The following is a 14,860-nucleotide window of genomic DNA, read 5'->3' on the forward strand; positions in this document are numbered from 1 at the left end:
ATGCGTGCGCTCATCCTCTGCGTGGTTTTGCTGTGTAGTGGATGTGCGCATGTCGCCCAGGATAAATGGACCGGCAAAGATAAAGCACAACACTACTTCTCTTCCGCTGTGCTGGCTGCCGCTGGTAGCGAAATTTCTCAGCATCAAAATCACAGCCGCGGGCAGAATTTGCGTTTCGGCTTTCTGTTTTCGTTGAGTTTTGGTGTGGGAAAAGAGTTATATGACAGCCGCTCAGCAGGGAGCGGCTGGAGTTGGAAAGATCTTAGCTGGGATGTCGCCGGTGCCGCCAGCGGTATCGTACTGTGGAATCTCAGTCAGTAACTACAGCGCAATCCCCTTCCCTTTGCGATGCAGCATCAGCGATACCAGGAATGCTAAAGCGCCCATAGCCGAAACATACCAGAAGAAGCTGGTTTCAATGCCTTCCCTTTTCAGCAGCAAGGCTACGTATTCTGCCGAACCACCAAAAATAGCATTCGCCACCGCATAGGAAAGACCAACGCCCAGCGCACGAACTTCTGGCGGGAACATCTCTGCTTTCAGGATGCCACTGATCGCGGTGTAGAAACTGGTGATGATCAGCGCCAACATGATCAGTGCGAATGCCAGCCAACTGCTCTGCACATTTTGCAGCAGCATTAGAATTGGAACCGTGCAGATTGCCGCCCCGGCACCGAAAATCATCATTGAGGCGCGACGACCGATTTTATCTGACAATGCGCCAACAATTGGCTGAATCAACATAAACACCAACAAGCAACCGGTCATTAATCCACTGGCACTGCGCGCATCCATCCCGGCGGTGTTCACCAGATATTTTTGCATGTAGGTCGTGAAGGTATAGAAGCTCAGCGAACCGCCTGCGGTGAAGCCCAGCACCATCAGAAACGCACGGGGGTGATTGCGCAATAATCCCGTAATGCTGCCGGCATCACGGTGTTCGCGATGTTTTTTCTCTGAGGTTTCGTTGAGCGAACGACGCAACCACAATGCCACGATAGCCAGCGCCGCACCGAGGAAGAACGGGATACGCCAGCCCCAACTACGTAGTTCTTCATCGCTAAGAATTTGCTGCAAAACGACGACGGTCAGCACCGCCAATAGTTGGCCGCCAATGAGCGTCACATACTGGAATGAGGCATAAAATCCTTTTCGTCCTTCCAGTGCTACTTCGCTCATATAAGTGGCGCTGGTACCGTATTCCCCACCAACCGATAATCCCTGAAACATACGCGCCAGCAATAGAATCACGGGTGCGGCCAGCCCTATTTCGCCGTAGCCAGGTAGGCAAGCGATTACTAATGATCCCAGACACATCATGCACACTGAAATCAGCATTGAGGCTTTACGGCCGTGACGATCTGCGATGTAGCCAAATAGCCATCCACCGATCGGACGCATGAGAAAACCAGCGGCAAAAACGCCAGCAGTTTGCAGCAATTGGGTGGTGGTATCACCGCTTGGGAAGAAAACGTGGGCAAAATAGAGTGAGAAGAAGGAGTAGACGTAGAAATCGAACCATTCGACCAGATTGCCGGAAGAAGCGCCAACAATCGCCCAGATGCGCTTTTTACTGTCGGCTACCGTTTCAGATCGTGCCACTTTTTGTTGTTGTGAGTCAGTCATGCTTACCTCTTTTCCTTGCGAAGAATTAACGCCAAAGGATTCAGTAAAGCATCTATTAAGTGGTTGCGGTAATTGTCTCTAATCCTGGATTACAAAATGTGACTACCAGGGAGTTTTTAGTGCAATTTTTTGCTGTTTTTCATGCAAATTCAGTAAACTACTGGCTTTAAACAGCTATGTATAGACGTAAAAAAGCCCCGAACTTTCGTTCGGGGCTTCTTCACTTATTTGATGCCTGGCAGTTCCCTACTCTCGCATGGGGAGACCCCACACTACCATCGGCGCTACGGCGTTTCACTTCTGAGTTCGGCATGGGGTCAGGTGGGACCACCGCGCTAAAGCCGCCAGGCAAATTCTTTGCGCAAAAACGAATGACATCCGCTTCCGCTGAATCTTTAATCCGTAAAACAAGCTGAAAATCCGGTCTCTCAGACCAAAACGCCTCTGGCGTTGTAAGGTTAAGCCTCACGGGTCATTAGTACCGGTTAGCTCAACGCATCGCTGCGCTTACACATCCGGCCTATCAACGTCGTAGTCTTCAACGTCCCTTCAGGACTCTCAAGGAGTCAGGGAGAACTCATCTCGGGGCAAGTTTCGTGCTTAGATGCTTTCAGCACTTATCTTTTCCGCACTTAGCTACCGGGCAGTGCCATTGGCATGACAACCCGAACACCAGTGGTGCGTTCACTCCGGTCCTCTCGTACTAGGAGCAACCCCCCTCAATTCTCCAGCGCCCACGGCAGATAGGGACCGAACTGTCTCACGACGTTCTAAACCCAGCTCGCGTACCACTTTAAACGGCGAACAGCCGTACCCTTGGGACCTACTTCAGCCCCAGGATGTGATGAGCCGACATCGAGGTGCCAAACACCGCCGTCGATATGAACTCTTGGGCGGTATCAGCCTGTTATCCCCGGAGTACCTTTTATCCGTTGAGCGATGGCCCTTCCATTCAGAACCACCGGATCACTATGACCTGCTTTCGCACCTGCTCGAGCCGTCACTCTCGCAGTCAAGCTGGCTTATGCCATTGCACTAACCTCCTGATGTCCGACCAGGATTAGCCAACCTTCGTGCTCCTCCGTTACTCTTTGGGAGGAGACCGCCCCAGTCAAACTACCCACCAGACACTGTCCGCAGCCCGGATTACGGGCCTACGTTAGAACATCAAACATTAAAGGGTGGTATTTCAAGGTTGGCTCCACGCAGACTGGCGTCCACGCTTCAAAGCCTCCCACCTATCCTACACATCAAGGCTCAATGTTCAGTGTCAAGCTATAGTAAAGGTTCACGGGGTCTTTCCGTCTTGCCGCGGGTACACTGCATCTTCACAGCGATTTCAATTTCACTGAGTCTCGGGTGGAGACAGCCTGGCCATCATTACGCCATTCGTGCAGGTCGGAACTTACCCGACAAGGAATTTCGCTACCTTAGGACCGTTATAGTTACGGCCGCCGTTTACCGGGGCTTCGATCAAGAGCTTCTCCTTGCGGATAACCCCATCAATTAACCTTCCGGCACCGGGCAGGCGTCACACCGTATACGTCCACTTTCGTGTTTGCACAGTGCTGTGTTTTTAATAAACAGTTGCAGCCAGCTGGTATCTTCGACTGGCTTCAGCTCCGGGAGCAAGTCCCTTCACCTACGCGCCAGCGTGCCTTCTCCCGAAGTTACGGCACCATTTTGCCTAGTTCCTTCACCCGAGTTCTCTCAAGCGCCTTGGTATTCTCTACCTGACCACCTGTGTCGGTTTGGGGTACGATTTCGTGTTACCTGGAGCTTAGAGGCTTTTCCTGGAAGCAGGGCATCAGTTACTTCACCACCGTAGTGGCTCGTCGTCACGCCTCAGCCTTAAGATATCCCGGATTTACCAAAGATATCAGCCTACACGCTTAAACCGGGACAACCGTCGCCCGGATAACCTAGCCTTCTCCGTCCCCCCTTCGCAGTAACACCAAGTGCAGGAATATTAACCTGCTTCCCATCGACTACGCTTTTCAGCCTCGCCTTAGGGGTCGACTCACCCTGCTCCGATTAACGTTGAACAGGAACCCTTGGTCTTCCGGCGAGCGGGCTTTTCACCCGCTTTATCGTTACTTATGTCAGCATTCGCACTTCTGATACCTCCAGCATGCCTCACAGCACACCTTCAACGGCTTACAGAACGCTCCCCTACCCAACAACACATAGTGTCGCTGCCGCAGCTTCGGTGCATGGTTTAGCCCCGTTACATCTTCCGCGCAGGCCGACTCGACCAGTGAGCTATTACGCTTTCTTTAAATGATGGCTGCTTCTAAGCCAACATCCTGGCTGTCTGTGCCTTCCCACATCGTTTCCCACTTAACCATGACTTTGGGACCTTAGCTGGCGGTCTGGGTTGTTTCCCTCTTCACGACGGACGTTAGCACCCGCCGTGTGTCTCCCGTGATAACATTCTTCGGTATTCGCAGTTTGCATCGGGTTGGTAAGCCGGGATGGCCCCCTAGCCGAAACAGTGCTCTACCCCCGAAGATGAGTTCACGAGGCGCTACCTAAATAGCTTTCGGGGAGAACCAGCTATCTCCCGGTTTGATTGGCCTTTCACCCCCAGCCACAAGTCATCCGCTAATTTTTCAACATTAGTCGGTTCGGTCCTCCAGTTAGTGTTACCCAACCTTCAACCTGCCCATGGCTAGATCACCGGGTTTCGGGTCTATACCCTGCAACTTAACGCCCAGTTAAGACTCGGTTTCCCTGCGGCTCCCCTATACGGTTAACCTTGCTACAGAATATAAGTCGCTGACCCATTATACAAAAGGTACGCAGTCACCCCATTAAAGAGGCTCCCACTGCTTGTACGTACACGGTTTCAGGTTCTGTTTCACTCCCCTCGCCGGGGTTCTTTTCGCCTTTCCCTCACGGTACTGGTTCACTATCGGTCAGTCAGGAGTATTTAGCCTTGGAGGATGGTCCCCCCATATTCAGACAGGATACCACGTGTCCCGCCCTACTCTTCGAACTCACAGTATGTGCACTTTCGTGTACGGGGCTATCACCCGGTATCGCGCGACTTTCCAGACGCTTCCACTAACGCACAAACTGATTCAGGTTCTGGGCTGTTCCCCGTTCGCTCGCCGCTACTGGGGGAATCTCGGTTGATTTCTTTTCCTCTGGGTACTTAGATGTTTCAGTTCCCCAGGTTCGCCTCGCAACACTATGTATTCATGTTGCGATGATGCACTGAGTGCACCGGGTTTCCCCATTCGGACATCGTCGGCTGTAGCGGTTCATATCACCTTACCGACGCTTTACGCAGATTAGCACGTCCTTCATCGCCTCTGACTGCCAGGGCATCCACCGTGTACGCTTAGTCGCTTAACCTCACAACCCACAGGCGTTTTGCAACGCTGCGGACTGCAGGCATTGAGAGACTCGAACATGTTGTTATTCATTTCTTATTACGGAGAAATGAACCAACACGTCGTTTCAATTTTCAGCTTGTTCCGGATTGTTAAAGAGCAATAACTTCGCAATGTACCCGAGGATACATTCTGAAGTTAGTTATCAACGTGGGGTCGTTGATGGTGGAGCTAAGCGGGATCGAACCGCTGACCTCCTGCGTGCAAGGCAGGCGCTCTCCCAGCTGAGCTATAGCCCCATAGAGTTTTGCAAAACGCGTGCTTACCAGGAGAATTCTTTCAGGTTCAAGGCGTGTCGATGCGAAGCATACTCAAGTATGCGAGCTATCGGCACAACGCGGAAACTGGAAGAATTTGGTAGGCCTGAGTGGACTTGAACCACCGACCTCACCCTTATCAGGGGTGCGCTCTAACCACCTGAGCTACAAGCCTGCAGGCGTTTTACGCTCTTCTTTAATTTCATCAGACAATCTGTGTGAGCACTGCGCGGGAAGGTATCTTCAGGTAAGGAGGTGATCCAACCGCAGGTTCCCCTACGGTTACCTTGTTACGACTTCACCCCAGTCATGAATCACAAAGTGGTAAGCGCCCTCCCGAAGGTTAAGCTACCTACTTCTTTTGCAACCCACTCCCATGGTGTGACGGGCGGTGTGTACAAGGCCCGGGAACGTATTCACCGTAGCATTCTGATCTACGATTACTAGCGATTCCGACTTCACGGAGTCGAGTTGCAGACTCCGATCCGGACTACGACGCACTTTATGAGGTCCGCTTGCTCTCGCGAGGTCGCTTCTCTTTGTATGCGCCATTGTAGCACGTGTGTAGCCCTACTCGTAAGGGCCATGATGACTTGACGTCATCCCCACCTTCCTCCAGTTTATCACTGGCAGTCTCCTTTGAGTTCCCGGCCGAACCGCTGGCAACAAAGGATAAGGGTTGCGCTCGTTGCGGGACTTAACCCAACATTTCACAACACGAGCTGACGACAGCCATGCAGCACCTGTCTCACGGTTCCCGAAGGCACTAAAGCATCTCTGCTAAATTCCGTGGATGTCAAGAGTAGGTAAGGTTCTTCGCGTTGCATCGAATTAAACCACATGCTCCACCGCTTGTGCGGGCCCCCGTCAATTCATTTGAGTTTTAACCTTGCGGCCGTACTCCCCAGGCGGTCGACTTAACGCGTTAGCTCCGGAAGCCACTCCTCAAGGGAACAACCTCCAAGTCGACATCGTTTACGGCGTGGACTACCAGGGTATCTAATCCTGTTTGCTCCCCACGCTTTCGCACCTGAGCGTCAGTCTTTGTCCAGGGGGCCGCCTTCGCCACCGGTATTCCTCCAGATCTCTACGCATTTCACCGCTACACCTGGAATTCTACCCCCCTCTACAAGACTCTAGCCTGCCAGTTTCGAATGCAGTTCCCAGGTTAAGCCCGGGGATTTCACATCCGACTTGACAGACCGCCTGCGTGCGCTTTACGCCCAGTAATTCCGATTAACGCTTGCACCCTCCGTATTACCGCGGCTGCTGGCACGGAGTTAGCCGGTGCTTCTTCTGCGGGTAACGTCAATCGGTGAAGCTATTAACTTCACCGCCTTCCTCCCCGCTGAAAGTACTTTACAACCCGAAGGCCTTCTTCATACACGCGGCATGGCTGCATCAGGCTTGCGCCCATTGTGCAATATTCCCCACTGCTGCCTCCCGTAGGAGTCTGGACCGTGTCTCAGTTCCAGTGTGGCTGGTCATCCTCTCAGACCAGCTAGGGATCGTCGCCTAGGTGAGCCATTACCCCACCTACTAGCTAATCCCATCTGGGCACATCCGATGGTGTGAGGCCCGAAGGTCCCCCACTTTGGTCTTGCGACGTTATGCGGTATTAGCTACCGTTTCCAGTAGTTATCCCCCTCCATCGGGCAGTTTCCCAGACATTACTCACCCGTCCGCCACTCGTCACCCGAGAGCAAGCTCTCTGTGCTACCGTTCGACTTGCATGTGTTAGGCCTGCCGCCAGCGTTCAATCTGAGCCATGATCAAACTCTTCAATTTAAGTTTGATTTGCTGAAACAGGTTCAGCGGTGCTCATCTGTAAAACGTCATAATGAATTTCATTATGTGTTCACTCGTGAGGCTTTGATATTTTGCTGCGTCCTAAGACGCTGATATCAATCCTGCGAGTGCCCACACAGATTGTCTGATAAATTGTTAAAGAGCGTTGCGAGCAGCGGCTGAACCGTCTGTCGCGAGGTGGCGTATACTACGCTACTCTCCTTCGGAGTCAAACACTTTTTTCAGCGTTTTCATCCGGCGGGATGAATTTCTTCACTCCCTGCTGAGCCGTCTGCGTTGCCGCTTTGCCGTCTCAGTGGTGGCGCATTATAGGGAGTTCCTTTCAGCTGACAAGTGCTATTTTGAAGTTTTCGCGCAACCGCTCACTTTCCAGGCTATACGTTGCAAAAAGCAGCTAATTCTTGCGATAAGGCCAAAAAAAACGGGCCCGCAGGCCCGTTTTAATCGAACGTGATTACTGGTGAGCAACAATCACATCGTCTTTTACATCCATTTCGATGGTTTTTCCCGGAACCAAAGCACCAGAAAGAATCTGCTGCGCCAGCGGATTTTCAATCTGCTGCTGGATAGCACGTTTTAATGGACGCGCACCATAAACCGGGTCATAGCCATTCTCGCCAAGCAGTTTGAGCGCCTCATCGGAGATATGCAGTTGATAGCCGCGCTCCTCAAGACGTTTATACAATCGTTGCAGCTGAATCTGCGCAATGGAAGCAATGTGTTTTTCGCCCAACGGATGGAACACCACCATGTCATCGATACGGTTGATAAACTCTGGGCGAAAATGCTGCCCCACAACCGTCATCACCACCTCTTTCATCTCCACATAATCCAGAGAACCGAAACGTTCCTGAATAAGATCGGAGCCAAGGTTCGAGGTCATGATCACCACGGTATTGCGGAAATCGACTGTACGCCCCTGTCCATCGGTTAAGCGACCATCATCCAGCACCTGCAACAGGATATTGAAGACATCAGGATGCGCCTTCTCCACCTCATCCAGCAAAATTACCGAATAAGGACGACGACGCACCGCTTCAGTCAGATAACCGCCCTCTTCATAGCCGACATATCCCGGAGGCGCACCCACCAGCCGCGATACCGAGTGTTTTTCCATAAACTCGGACATATCAATACGCACCATCGCGTCATCGCTGTCGAACAGGAAGTTAGCCAGTGCTTTACACAATTCGGTTTTACCGACTCCCGTTGGTCCAAGGAACAGGAAGGAACCAATTGGACGATTCGGATCCGACAAGCCGGCGCGGCTACGACGAATCGCATTCGAAACCGCTTCTACCGCTTCGTTCTGACCGATAACCCGTGAGTGCAGCTCTTGCTCCATACGCAGCAACTTATCGCGCTCCCCTTCCATCATGCGTGCGACAGGTATTCCGGTCCAACGCGCCAGTACATCGGCAATCTCCACATCCGTTACGCGATTGCGTAACAGCTTCATGGTTTTGCCTTCAGACTGCGTAGCGATGGCTAACTGTTTCTCCAGCTCCGGTATTTTACCGTACTGCAGTTCAGACATCTGACCAAGGTCACCCACGCGACGCGCTTGCTCCATCGTCAAGCGCGCTTGCTCCAGCTCGGCTTTAATGTTCTGCGTGCCAGTTAAAGAGGCTTTTTCCGCTTTCCATTCCTCTTCCAGTTCAGCGTATTCACGCTCTTTCTGGTTAAGTTCGCTTTCCAGCATTTCCAGACGCTTCACGCTGGCATCATCAGACTCTTTCTTCAGCGCCTGCTGCTCCAGTTTTAACTGGATGATGCGGCGCTCAAGGCGATCGAGTGATTCTGGTTTCGAATCCATCTGTAAACGAATACTTGAAGCCGCTTCGTCAATCAGATCGATGGCCTTATCCGGCAGCTGGCGATCAGAGATATAACGGTGCGACAGCGTCGCCGCGGCCACTATCGCCGGATCGGTGATCTGCACATGGTGGTGCAGCTCATAGCGTTCTTTCAGTCCACGCAGAATCGCAATGGTATCTTCCACACTCGGCTCAGCGACAAAGACTTTCTGGAAACGACGTTCCAGCGCCGCATCTTTCTCGATGAACTGGCGATACTCATTCAGCGTGGTTGCGCCGACACAGTGCAACTCACCGCGAGCCAATGCGGGTTTCAGCATGTTGCCCGCATCCATTGCGCCATCGGCTTTACCGGCGCCAACCATGGTATGCAGTTCGTCGATAAACAGAATGACGTTACCTTCCTGCTTCGCCAGGTCGCTAAGCACACCTTTGAGGCGCTCTTCAAATTCACCACGATATTTGGCGCCCGCCACCAGCGAACCCATATCCAGAGCCAGCACGCGACGACCTTTCAGCCCTTCCGGCACTTCGCCATTGATGATGCGCTGCGCTAAACCTTCGGCGATAGCCGTTTTACCGACGCCGGGTTCACCAATAAGTACCGGGTTATTTTTGGTGCGACGCTGCAACACTTGAATGGTGCGGCGGATCTCTTCATCACGACCAATTACCGGATCCAGCTTGCCGAGTTCGGCACGCTCTGTAAGGTCAATGGTGTATTTTTTTAATGCCTGACGCTGATCTTCAGCCCCTTGATCGTTCACGCTATCTCCTCCCCGTAATTGCTCGATGGCCTTAGAGAGTTTTTCCGACGTCGCGCCAGCTGATTTCAATAGGTCAGCCAGCGAGCCACGTGAATCGAGGGCCGCCAATACAAATAATTCAGATGATATAAAGTTGTCGCCGCGCTTTTGCGCCAGCTTGTCGCACAGGTTAAGTACCCGAATCAAATCGGCAGATGGCTGTACATCGCCGTCGGTCCCTTCAACCTGCGGTAGTCGATTAATTGCTTGTTCAATGCTGGTACGCAGGCCAGCCACGTCGGCACCCGCTGCGCTGAGCAACGGACGCACCGATCCGCCTTCCTGATTGAGCAAAGCGCTCATCAAATGAAGGGGTTCAATGAATTGATTGTCATGTCCCAGAGCAAGGGACTGTGCATCGGCAAGTGCCAGTTGAAATTTATTAGTAAGACGATCCAGACGCATAATTCCTCCCATTACAGGTCAAAATGCTACTGGAGATTAAATGAGGTCATCCCTCAAATTTTTCAAGGTTAATGACCTGTGTTGTGAGCAAAAAATACGCTAACTGGACCGTCTTGTGGCGTAAGGTTATCTCAGCCAAATCAAAGTTGCCATACGCCCGGTGATTCCGTCGCGTCGGTAGGAGAAAAAATCATCGCGCTCATGGAAGGTACAACGCGTTGAACCACTGATGGAATGTACGCCGGCAGCTTGTAACCGCTGACGAGCCAGCAGCCAAATATCGGCGAAGTATTTGTCACCAGCCGGGCGGAAAGCTTCTTCCGCTTTTGAATCATGCGCCATAAATGCCGTTCTGACTTCCGGACCAACTTCAAATGCCTGCGGCCCAATTGCCGGACCAAGCCATGCATGAATGTCATGTGGCGCGGAGTTGAACTGTGACAATGTCTGTTCCAGCACGCCATTACAGAGACCACGCCAACCCGCATGCGCTGCTGCGACTTCACTGCCATCCTTACTACAAAGCAACACCGGCAAACAATCCGCCGTCATCACTGCGCAAACAACCCCACTTTCACGGGTGATGGCGGCATCAGCGCGCGGTAGCGGATCGCTGGCGGGTAAACGCGCAACCACTTGACCATGGATCTGATCAAGCCATTGTGGCATCGCTGGTAGCGTCAGTTGTTCAACCAAGCGTTGACGATTCTGAGCAACATGCGCCTCAGCGTCGCCAACGTGCCCACCAAGATTCAACGAATCCCAGGGGGCAGCGCTGACGCCGCCGTATCGCGTGGTGGAACATGCCCGAACATGCTGCGGCGCAGGCCAATCCGGGATGATCCATTCACTCATAGCCAATCCATCTGATCGCGGAATTCAAGGGTATCGGCTTTCAGCGCATCAATTAAATCGACCATATCCTGCGGCAACGGTGCGTGCCATTCCATCTCAATACCGGTAATGGGGTGATAGAGACGTAACATCGTGGCATGCAGCGCCTGGCGATCAAAACCACGTAGCGTAGTGATGAAAGCTTCAGATGCACCTTTTGGCGGACGCGGACGACCACCGTACAGCGGATCGCCCACCAGCGGATGGTTGATATGCGCCATATGCACACGAATCTGATGCGTACGACCGGTTTCAAGGCGTAAACGCAAACGCGTATGGGCACGGAAGTGCTCCATGATGCGATAGTGCGTGGTAGCCGGTTTACCCATCGGATGCACCGCCATGTGTGTGCGTTTGGTAGAGTGGCGCGCCATGGGTTGATCCACAGTACCGCCTGCGGTCATGGTGCCGATCGCTACCGCTTCATATTCACGCGTGATTTCGCGCAGCTGCAGCGTTTCAACCAGGTGAGTTTGCGCAGGAACGGTTTTCGCTACCACCATCAAACCGGTGGTATCTTTATCCAGACGATGAACAATCCCTGCGCGAGGCACATCAGCGATAGGCGGATAGTGATAAAGCAGTGCGTTAAGCACCGTGCCATCAGGATTACCGGCGCCGGGATGTACCACCAAACCGCGAGGTTTGTTGATGACCAGAATGTCGTCATCTTCATAGACGATGTTCAGTGGGATGTTTTGCGCTTCCCAGCGTTGTGCTTCTTCGATCTCAGCATCAATCGAGACATGCTCACCGCCAAAAACTTTTTCTTTTGGTTTATCGATGATAGTGCCGTTGACGCTGACTCGGCGCTCAAGAATCCATTCTTTTATGCGAGAACGTGAATAATCAGGGAACAATTCTGCCAAAGTCTGATCTAAGCGTTGTCCAAGTTGTGCTTCGGACACCGTTGCGGTGAGTTGAACTTGTTGTGCCATATACAGCTTCTTCGTTAACGTTGGGTTTTCACGGCGATGCCGTTTAATATAATGTGCTATCGTACCTGGTCATAACTGGGAGCTATACGGACAGCTTCTGCTACAACACTTTGAGGATAATCATTTCGTCATGACGCGTATGAAACATCTGGTGGCTGCTGCCACACTGAGCCTGAGCCTGGCGCTTGTGGGTTGTTCTGGCTCATCAGATCCAGTCCCGGACAGCCCGCCGTCTGAAATTTATGCCACGGCCCAGCAAAAGCTGCAGGACGGTAACTTTAAAGCGGCGATTAAGCAACTGGAAGCACTGGATAACCGCTATCCATTTGGTCCTTACTCGCAGCAAGTACAACTGGATTTGATCTACGCGTATTACAAAAATGCCGATCTGCCACTGGCGCAAGCCGCTATATCTCGCTTTATGCGTCTCAATCCAACCCATCCTAATATCGACTATGTCATCTATATGAAAGGTCTGACGGATATGGCGCTGGATGATTCTGCACTGCAGGGCTTCTTCGGTATCGATCGTTCCGATCGTGATCCGACGCACGCTCGTGATGCTTTCCGTGACTTCTCGCAATTACTGCGCGGTTATCCAAACAGCCAATATGCTGCGGATGCGCAGAAACGTTTGGCATTCCTGAAAGAGCGCCTGGCGAAGTATGAACTCTCGGTGGCGCAATTCTATACCAAGCGCGGTGCCTATGTCGCTGTTGTTAACCGCGTGGAAACCATGATGAAGGATTATCCGGATACTGAGGCGACGCATGAAGCGCTGCCGTTGATGGAAAATGCTTACCGCCAGCTGCAGTTGACGGCTGAAGCCGACAAAGTAGCAAAAATCATTGCGGCAAATAATCAGTCCTGATTATGACACCCACAAAAAAGCAGCCCATGAGGCTGCTTTTTTATGTCATTTAGAAGATAACTCAACAATTTTAGAGATTTATCGCTGCGGTTATCCATTCAATCATGCGCCCTTCCGCACTCGTCTTCAAGCATTTCCGGCTACTTTCCCGGCCGTTCTCACAATTAAGCGGCATTGACAAAAAGTGACATTTCAATGTGATCTAGATCACACATTTTCTTGATATCCGCGGTATGCTGGTCCTACCCCGACGGAAATGACAGAGAGGTTTAACTATGATTCTGAACATTACCAGCAAACAAATGGAAATCACCGAGGCCATCCGTAACCACGTTGAAGAGCGTCTCGCCAAGCTGGAAAAATGGCAAACACATCTGATAAACCCTCACATTGTGTTATCGAAAGAGCCGAAGGAGTTTGTGGCTGACGCCACCATTAATACGCCTAACGGAACGCTGGTTGCCAGTGCGAAACATGATGATATGTACACGGCCATCAATGACTTGATTGCCAAGCTGGAGCGACAACTTAATAAAGCGCAACACAAACCCGAAGCACGTCGCGCCAACAGCAGTGTGAAAGATTTTCTTCCGACAGAATAAACAAACATCTCTAGTGACGCGCCTCCGGGCGCGTTTTTTATTGACAGCTTTAAATCACTGCGGTTACTCTCAAGCCACTTCATTTATGGAAACAACCATGAAACATCTGCCGTTCTTCTTCGCATTCTTTTTTACCTTCCCCTGATTGGGAGGCGATTCGTCATGTGAAAATGAATGCGAAGACGAACAACAAAGCCTCCCAAATGGGAGGCTTTTTTATTGGACATTTTACAGGTGAGCCCTATGAATCCCGAAAATCCGCTGCTGGCCTTACGCGATAAAATCAGCGCCGTTGATGAAAAACTCTTAGCGCTTTTGTCGGAGCGTCGCACACTGGCTGTTGAAGTTGCCCAAGCTAAACTGGCAACGCATCGCCCTATCCGAGACGTAGAACGTGAACGCGCACTGCTGGAAAACCTGATTTCTCTGGGTAAAAAGCATCAGCTTGATGCGCATTACATTACCCGCCTGTTCCAGCTGGTAATTGAAGATTCTGTTCTTACCCAGCAAGCGTTGTTGCAAAAGAATCTCAACCATCCACACGCTCACGCGCCGCGCATTGCATTCCTTGGCCCGAAAGGTTCTTACTCACATCTAGCGGCGCGTAAATATGCCACCCGACATTTCGATTCGATGGTGGAGATTGGCTGCCTGAAATTCCATGACATTATTCATCAGGTAGAGAGTGGCCAGGCGGATTACGCCGTAATGCCGATTGAAAACACCAGCTCTGGCTCGATTAACGACGTTTACGACCTGCTTCAGCAAACTACGCTATCGATTGTGGGTGAACTGACCATTCCAATTGAGCACTGTGTGCTGGTCAACGGCAGCACCGATCTACAGCAGATCGAAACGGTGTACAGCCATCCACAGCCATTCCAGCAGTGCAGCCAATTCATCAATCGCTTCCCGCAATGGAAAATCGAATACACCGAAAGCACCGCTGCAGCGATGGAGAAAGTGGCCGCGATGAATTCCCCGAAGGTTGCCGCATTGGGTAGTGAAGCGGGCGGTGAGCTGTATGGATTGCAGGTACTGGAGCGTAATCTGGCCAATCAGCAGCAGAACCATACGCGCTTCATCGTGCTGGCACGTAAAGCAATTGAGGTTTCCGGTCAGGTTCCGGCAAAAACTACGTTGATCATGGCGACTGGCCAACAAGCGGGCGCATTGGTTGAAGCGCTGATGGTATTGCGTAACCACGGCCTGATCATGAGCAAACTGGAAAACCGTCCAATCAACGGCAATCCATGGGAAGAGATGTTTTATATTGATGTGCAAGGCAATCTGCAATCAGAGAATATGCAGTTGGCGTTAACGGAGTTAAGCGGCTTAACCCGTTCATTAAAAGTTCTCGGCTGCTATCCAGGCGAGAATGTGGTGCCGGTTGAACCTCGCCTCTAAGCAAAAAGGCATCCTCGCGGATGCCTTTTG

Annotated in this window: 9 protein-coding genes, 2 tRNA genes, 3 rRNA genes and 1 other annotated feature; of the genes, 5 read left to right on the forward strand and 9 right to left on the reverse strand. The window is 51.7% G+C overall.

What is annotated here, in order from left to right:
* Positions 1–321: a YfiM family lipoprotein gene (locus NQH49_RS14810; protein WP_256697193.1), complete on the forward strand. Its 321-nt coding sequence runs from the start codon at positions 1–3 to the stop codon at positions 319–321.
* Here the strand turns inward: NQH49_RS14810 and NQH49_RS14815 are convergent, their stop codons facing one another.
* The 9 genes from NQH49_RS14815 to rluD form a co-directional block, all read right to left on the reverse strand.
* The gene (locus tag NQH49_RS14815; protein ID WP_256697194.1) at positions 322–1,626 is read right to left on the reverse strand and encodes an MFS family transporter; all 1,305 of its coding nucleotides are present in this window, start codon (positions 1,624–1,626) and stop codon (positions 322–324) included.
* A gap of 233 nt (positions 1,627–1,859) precedes the next feature.
* Positions 1,860–1,975, reverse strand: a 5S ribosomal RNA gene (rrf, locus tag NQH49_RS14820).
* Between the two features lie 105 nt (positions 1,976–2,080).
* Positions 2,081–4,986, reverse strand: a 23S ribosomal RNA gene (locus NQH49_RS14825).
* 201 nt (positions 4,987–5,187) lie between these two features.
* A tRNA-Ala gene (locus NQH49_RS14830) sits at positions 5,188–5,263 on the reverse strand.
* Positions 5,264–5,379: 116 nt separating this feature from the next.
* Positions 5,380–5,456, reverse strand: a tRNA-Ile gene (locus tag NQH49_RS14835).
* Between the two features lie 73 nt (positions 5,457–5,529).
* Positions 5,530–7,069, reverse strand: a 16S ribosomal RNA gene (locus NQH49_RS14840).
* Together the 16S, 23S and 5S rRNA genes with 2 tRNA genes alongside form the textbook arrangement of a ribosomal RNA operon.
* 475 nt (positions 7,070–7,544) lie before the next feature.
* Positions 7,545–10,118 carry an ATP-dependent chaperone ClpB gene (clpB, locus tag NQH49_RS14845; RefSeq protein WP_256697195.1) on the reverse strand — a complete coding sequence of 858 codons (2,574 nt, stop codon included), beginning with the start codon at positions 10,116–10,118 and terminating at the stop codon, positions 7,545–7,547.
* Positions 10,119–10,244: 126 nt separating this feature from the next.
* Positions 10,245–10,973 carry a purine nucleoside phosphorylase YfiH gene (yfiH, locus tag NQH49_RS14850; RefSeq protein ID WP_256697196.1) on the reverse strand — a complete coding sequence of 243 codons (729 nt, stop codon included), beginning with the start codon at positions 10,971–10,973 and terminating at the stop codon, positions 10,245–10,247.
* On the reverse strand, positions 10,970–11,950 hold the full coding sequence (gene rluD / locus NQH49_RS14855; RefSeq protein ID WP_256697198.1) for a 23S rRNA pseudouridine(1911/1915/1917) synthase RluD: 981 nt from the start codon (positions 11,948–11,950) through the stop codon (positions 10,970–10,972). Before rluD ends, yfiH begins: the two co-directional genes overlap by 4 nt.
* A gap of 130 nt (positions 11,951–12,080) precedes the next feature.
* Between rluD and bamD the strand changes: the two genes are divergently transcribed.
* The 4 genes from bamD (at position 12,081) to pheA (ending at position 14,830) form a co-directional block, all read left to right on the forward strand.
* Positions 12,081–12,821 carry an outer membrane protein assembly factor BamD gene (bamD, locus tag NQH49_RS14860; RefSeq protein WP_008109011.1) on the forward strand — a complete coding sequence of 247 codons (741 nt, stop codon included), beginning with the start codon at positions 12,081–12,083 and terminating at the stop codon, positions 12,819–12,821.
* Positions 12,822–13,096: 275 nt separating this feature from the next.
* On the forward strand, positions 13,097–13,423 hold the full coding sequence (raiA, locus tag NQH49_RS14865) for a ribosome-associated translation inhibitor RaiA (RefSeq protein WP_008109009.1): 327 nt from the start codon (positions 13,097–13,099) through the stop codon (positions 13,421–13,423).
* A gap of 96 nt (positions 13,424–13,519) precedes the next feature.
* Positions 13,520–13,644: a sequence feature (Phe leader region), on the forward strand.
* Positions 13,521–13,568, forward strand: coding sequence for a pheA operon leader peptide PheL (gene pheL, locus NQH49_RS14870; RefSeq protein WP_100703679.1), 48 nt, complete (start codon positions 13,521–13,523; stop codon positions 13,566–13,568). Its footprint overlaps the feature before it by 48 nt.
* A gap of 22 nt (positions 13,645–13,666) precedes the next feature.
* Positions 13,667–14,830: a bifunctional chorismate mutase/prephenate dehydratase gene (gene pheA / locus NQH49_RS14875; protein ID WP_154155473.1), complete on the forward strand. Its 1,164-nt coding sequence runs from the start codon at positions 13,667–13,669 to the stop codon at positions 14,828–14,830.
* The last annotated feature ends 30 nt before the right edge of the window (positions 14,831–14,860 follow it).

This window comes from Pantoea trifolii (genome assembly GCF_024506435.1).
In the GTDB taxonomy this organism is placed as follows: domain Bacteria; phylum Pseudomonadota; class Gammaproteobacteria; order Enterobacterales; family Enterobacteriaceae; genus Pantoea; species Pantoea trifolii.

What these genes read in the sequence shown, in the direction of transcription:
- yfiH (WP_256697196.1), bottom strand. Translation starts at nt 10,973, where the DNA reads ATGAGTGAATGGATCATCCCGGATTGGCCTGCGCCGCAGCATGTTCGG.
- pheA (WP_154155473.1), top strand. Translation starts at nt 13,667, where the DNA reads ATGAATCCCGAAAATCCGCTGCTGGCCTTACGCGATAAAATCAGCGCC.
- bamD (WP_008109011.1), top strand. Translation starts at nt 12,081, where the DNA reads ATGACGCGTATGAAACATCTGGTGGCTGCTGCCACACTGAGCCTGAGC.
- NQH49_RS14815 (WP_256697194.1), bottom strand. Translation starts at nt 1,626, where the DNA reads ATGACTGACTCACAACAACAAAAAGTGGCACGATCTGAAACGGTAGCC.
- raiA (WP_008109009.1), top strand. Translation starts at nt 13,097, where the DNA reads ATGATTCTGAACATTACCAGCAAACAAATGGAAATCACCGAGGCCATC.
- NQH49_RS14810 (WP_256697193.1), top strand. Translation starts at nt 1, where the DNA reads ATGCGTGCGCTCATCCTCTGCGTGGTTTTGCTGTGTAGTGGATGTGCG.
- rluD (WP_256697198.1), bottom strand. Translation starts at nt 11,950, where the DNA reads ATGGCACAACAAGTTCAACTCACCGCAACGGTGTCCGAAGCACAACTT.
- clpB (WP_256697195.1), bottom strand. Translation starts at nt 10,118, where the DNA reads ATGCGTCTGGATCGTCTTACTAATAAATTTCAACTGGCACTTGCCGAT.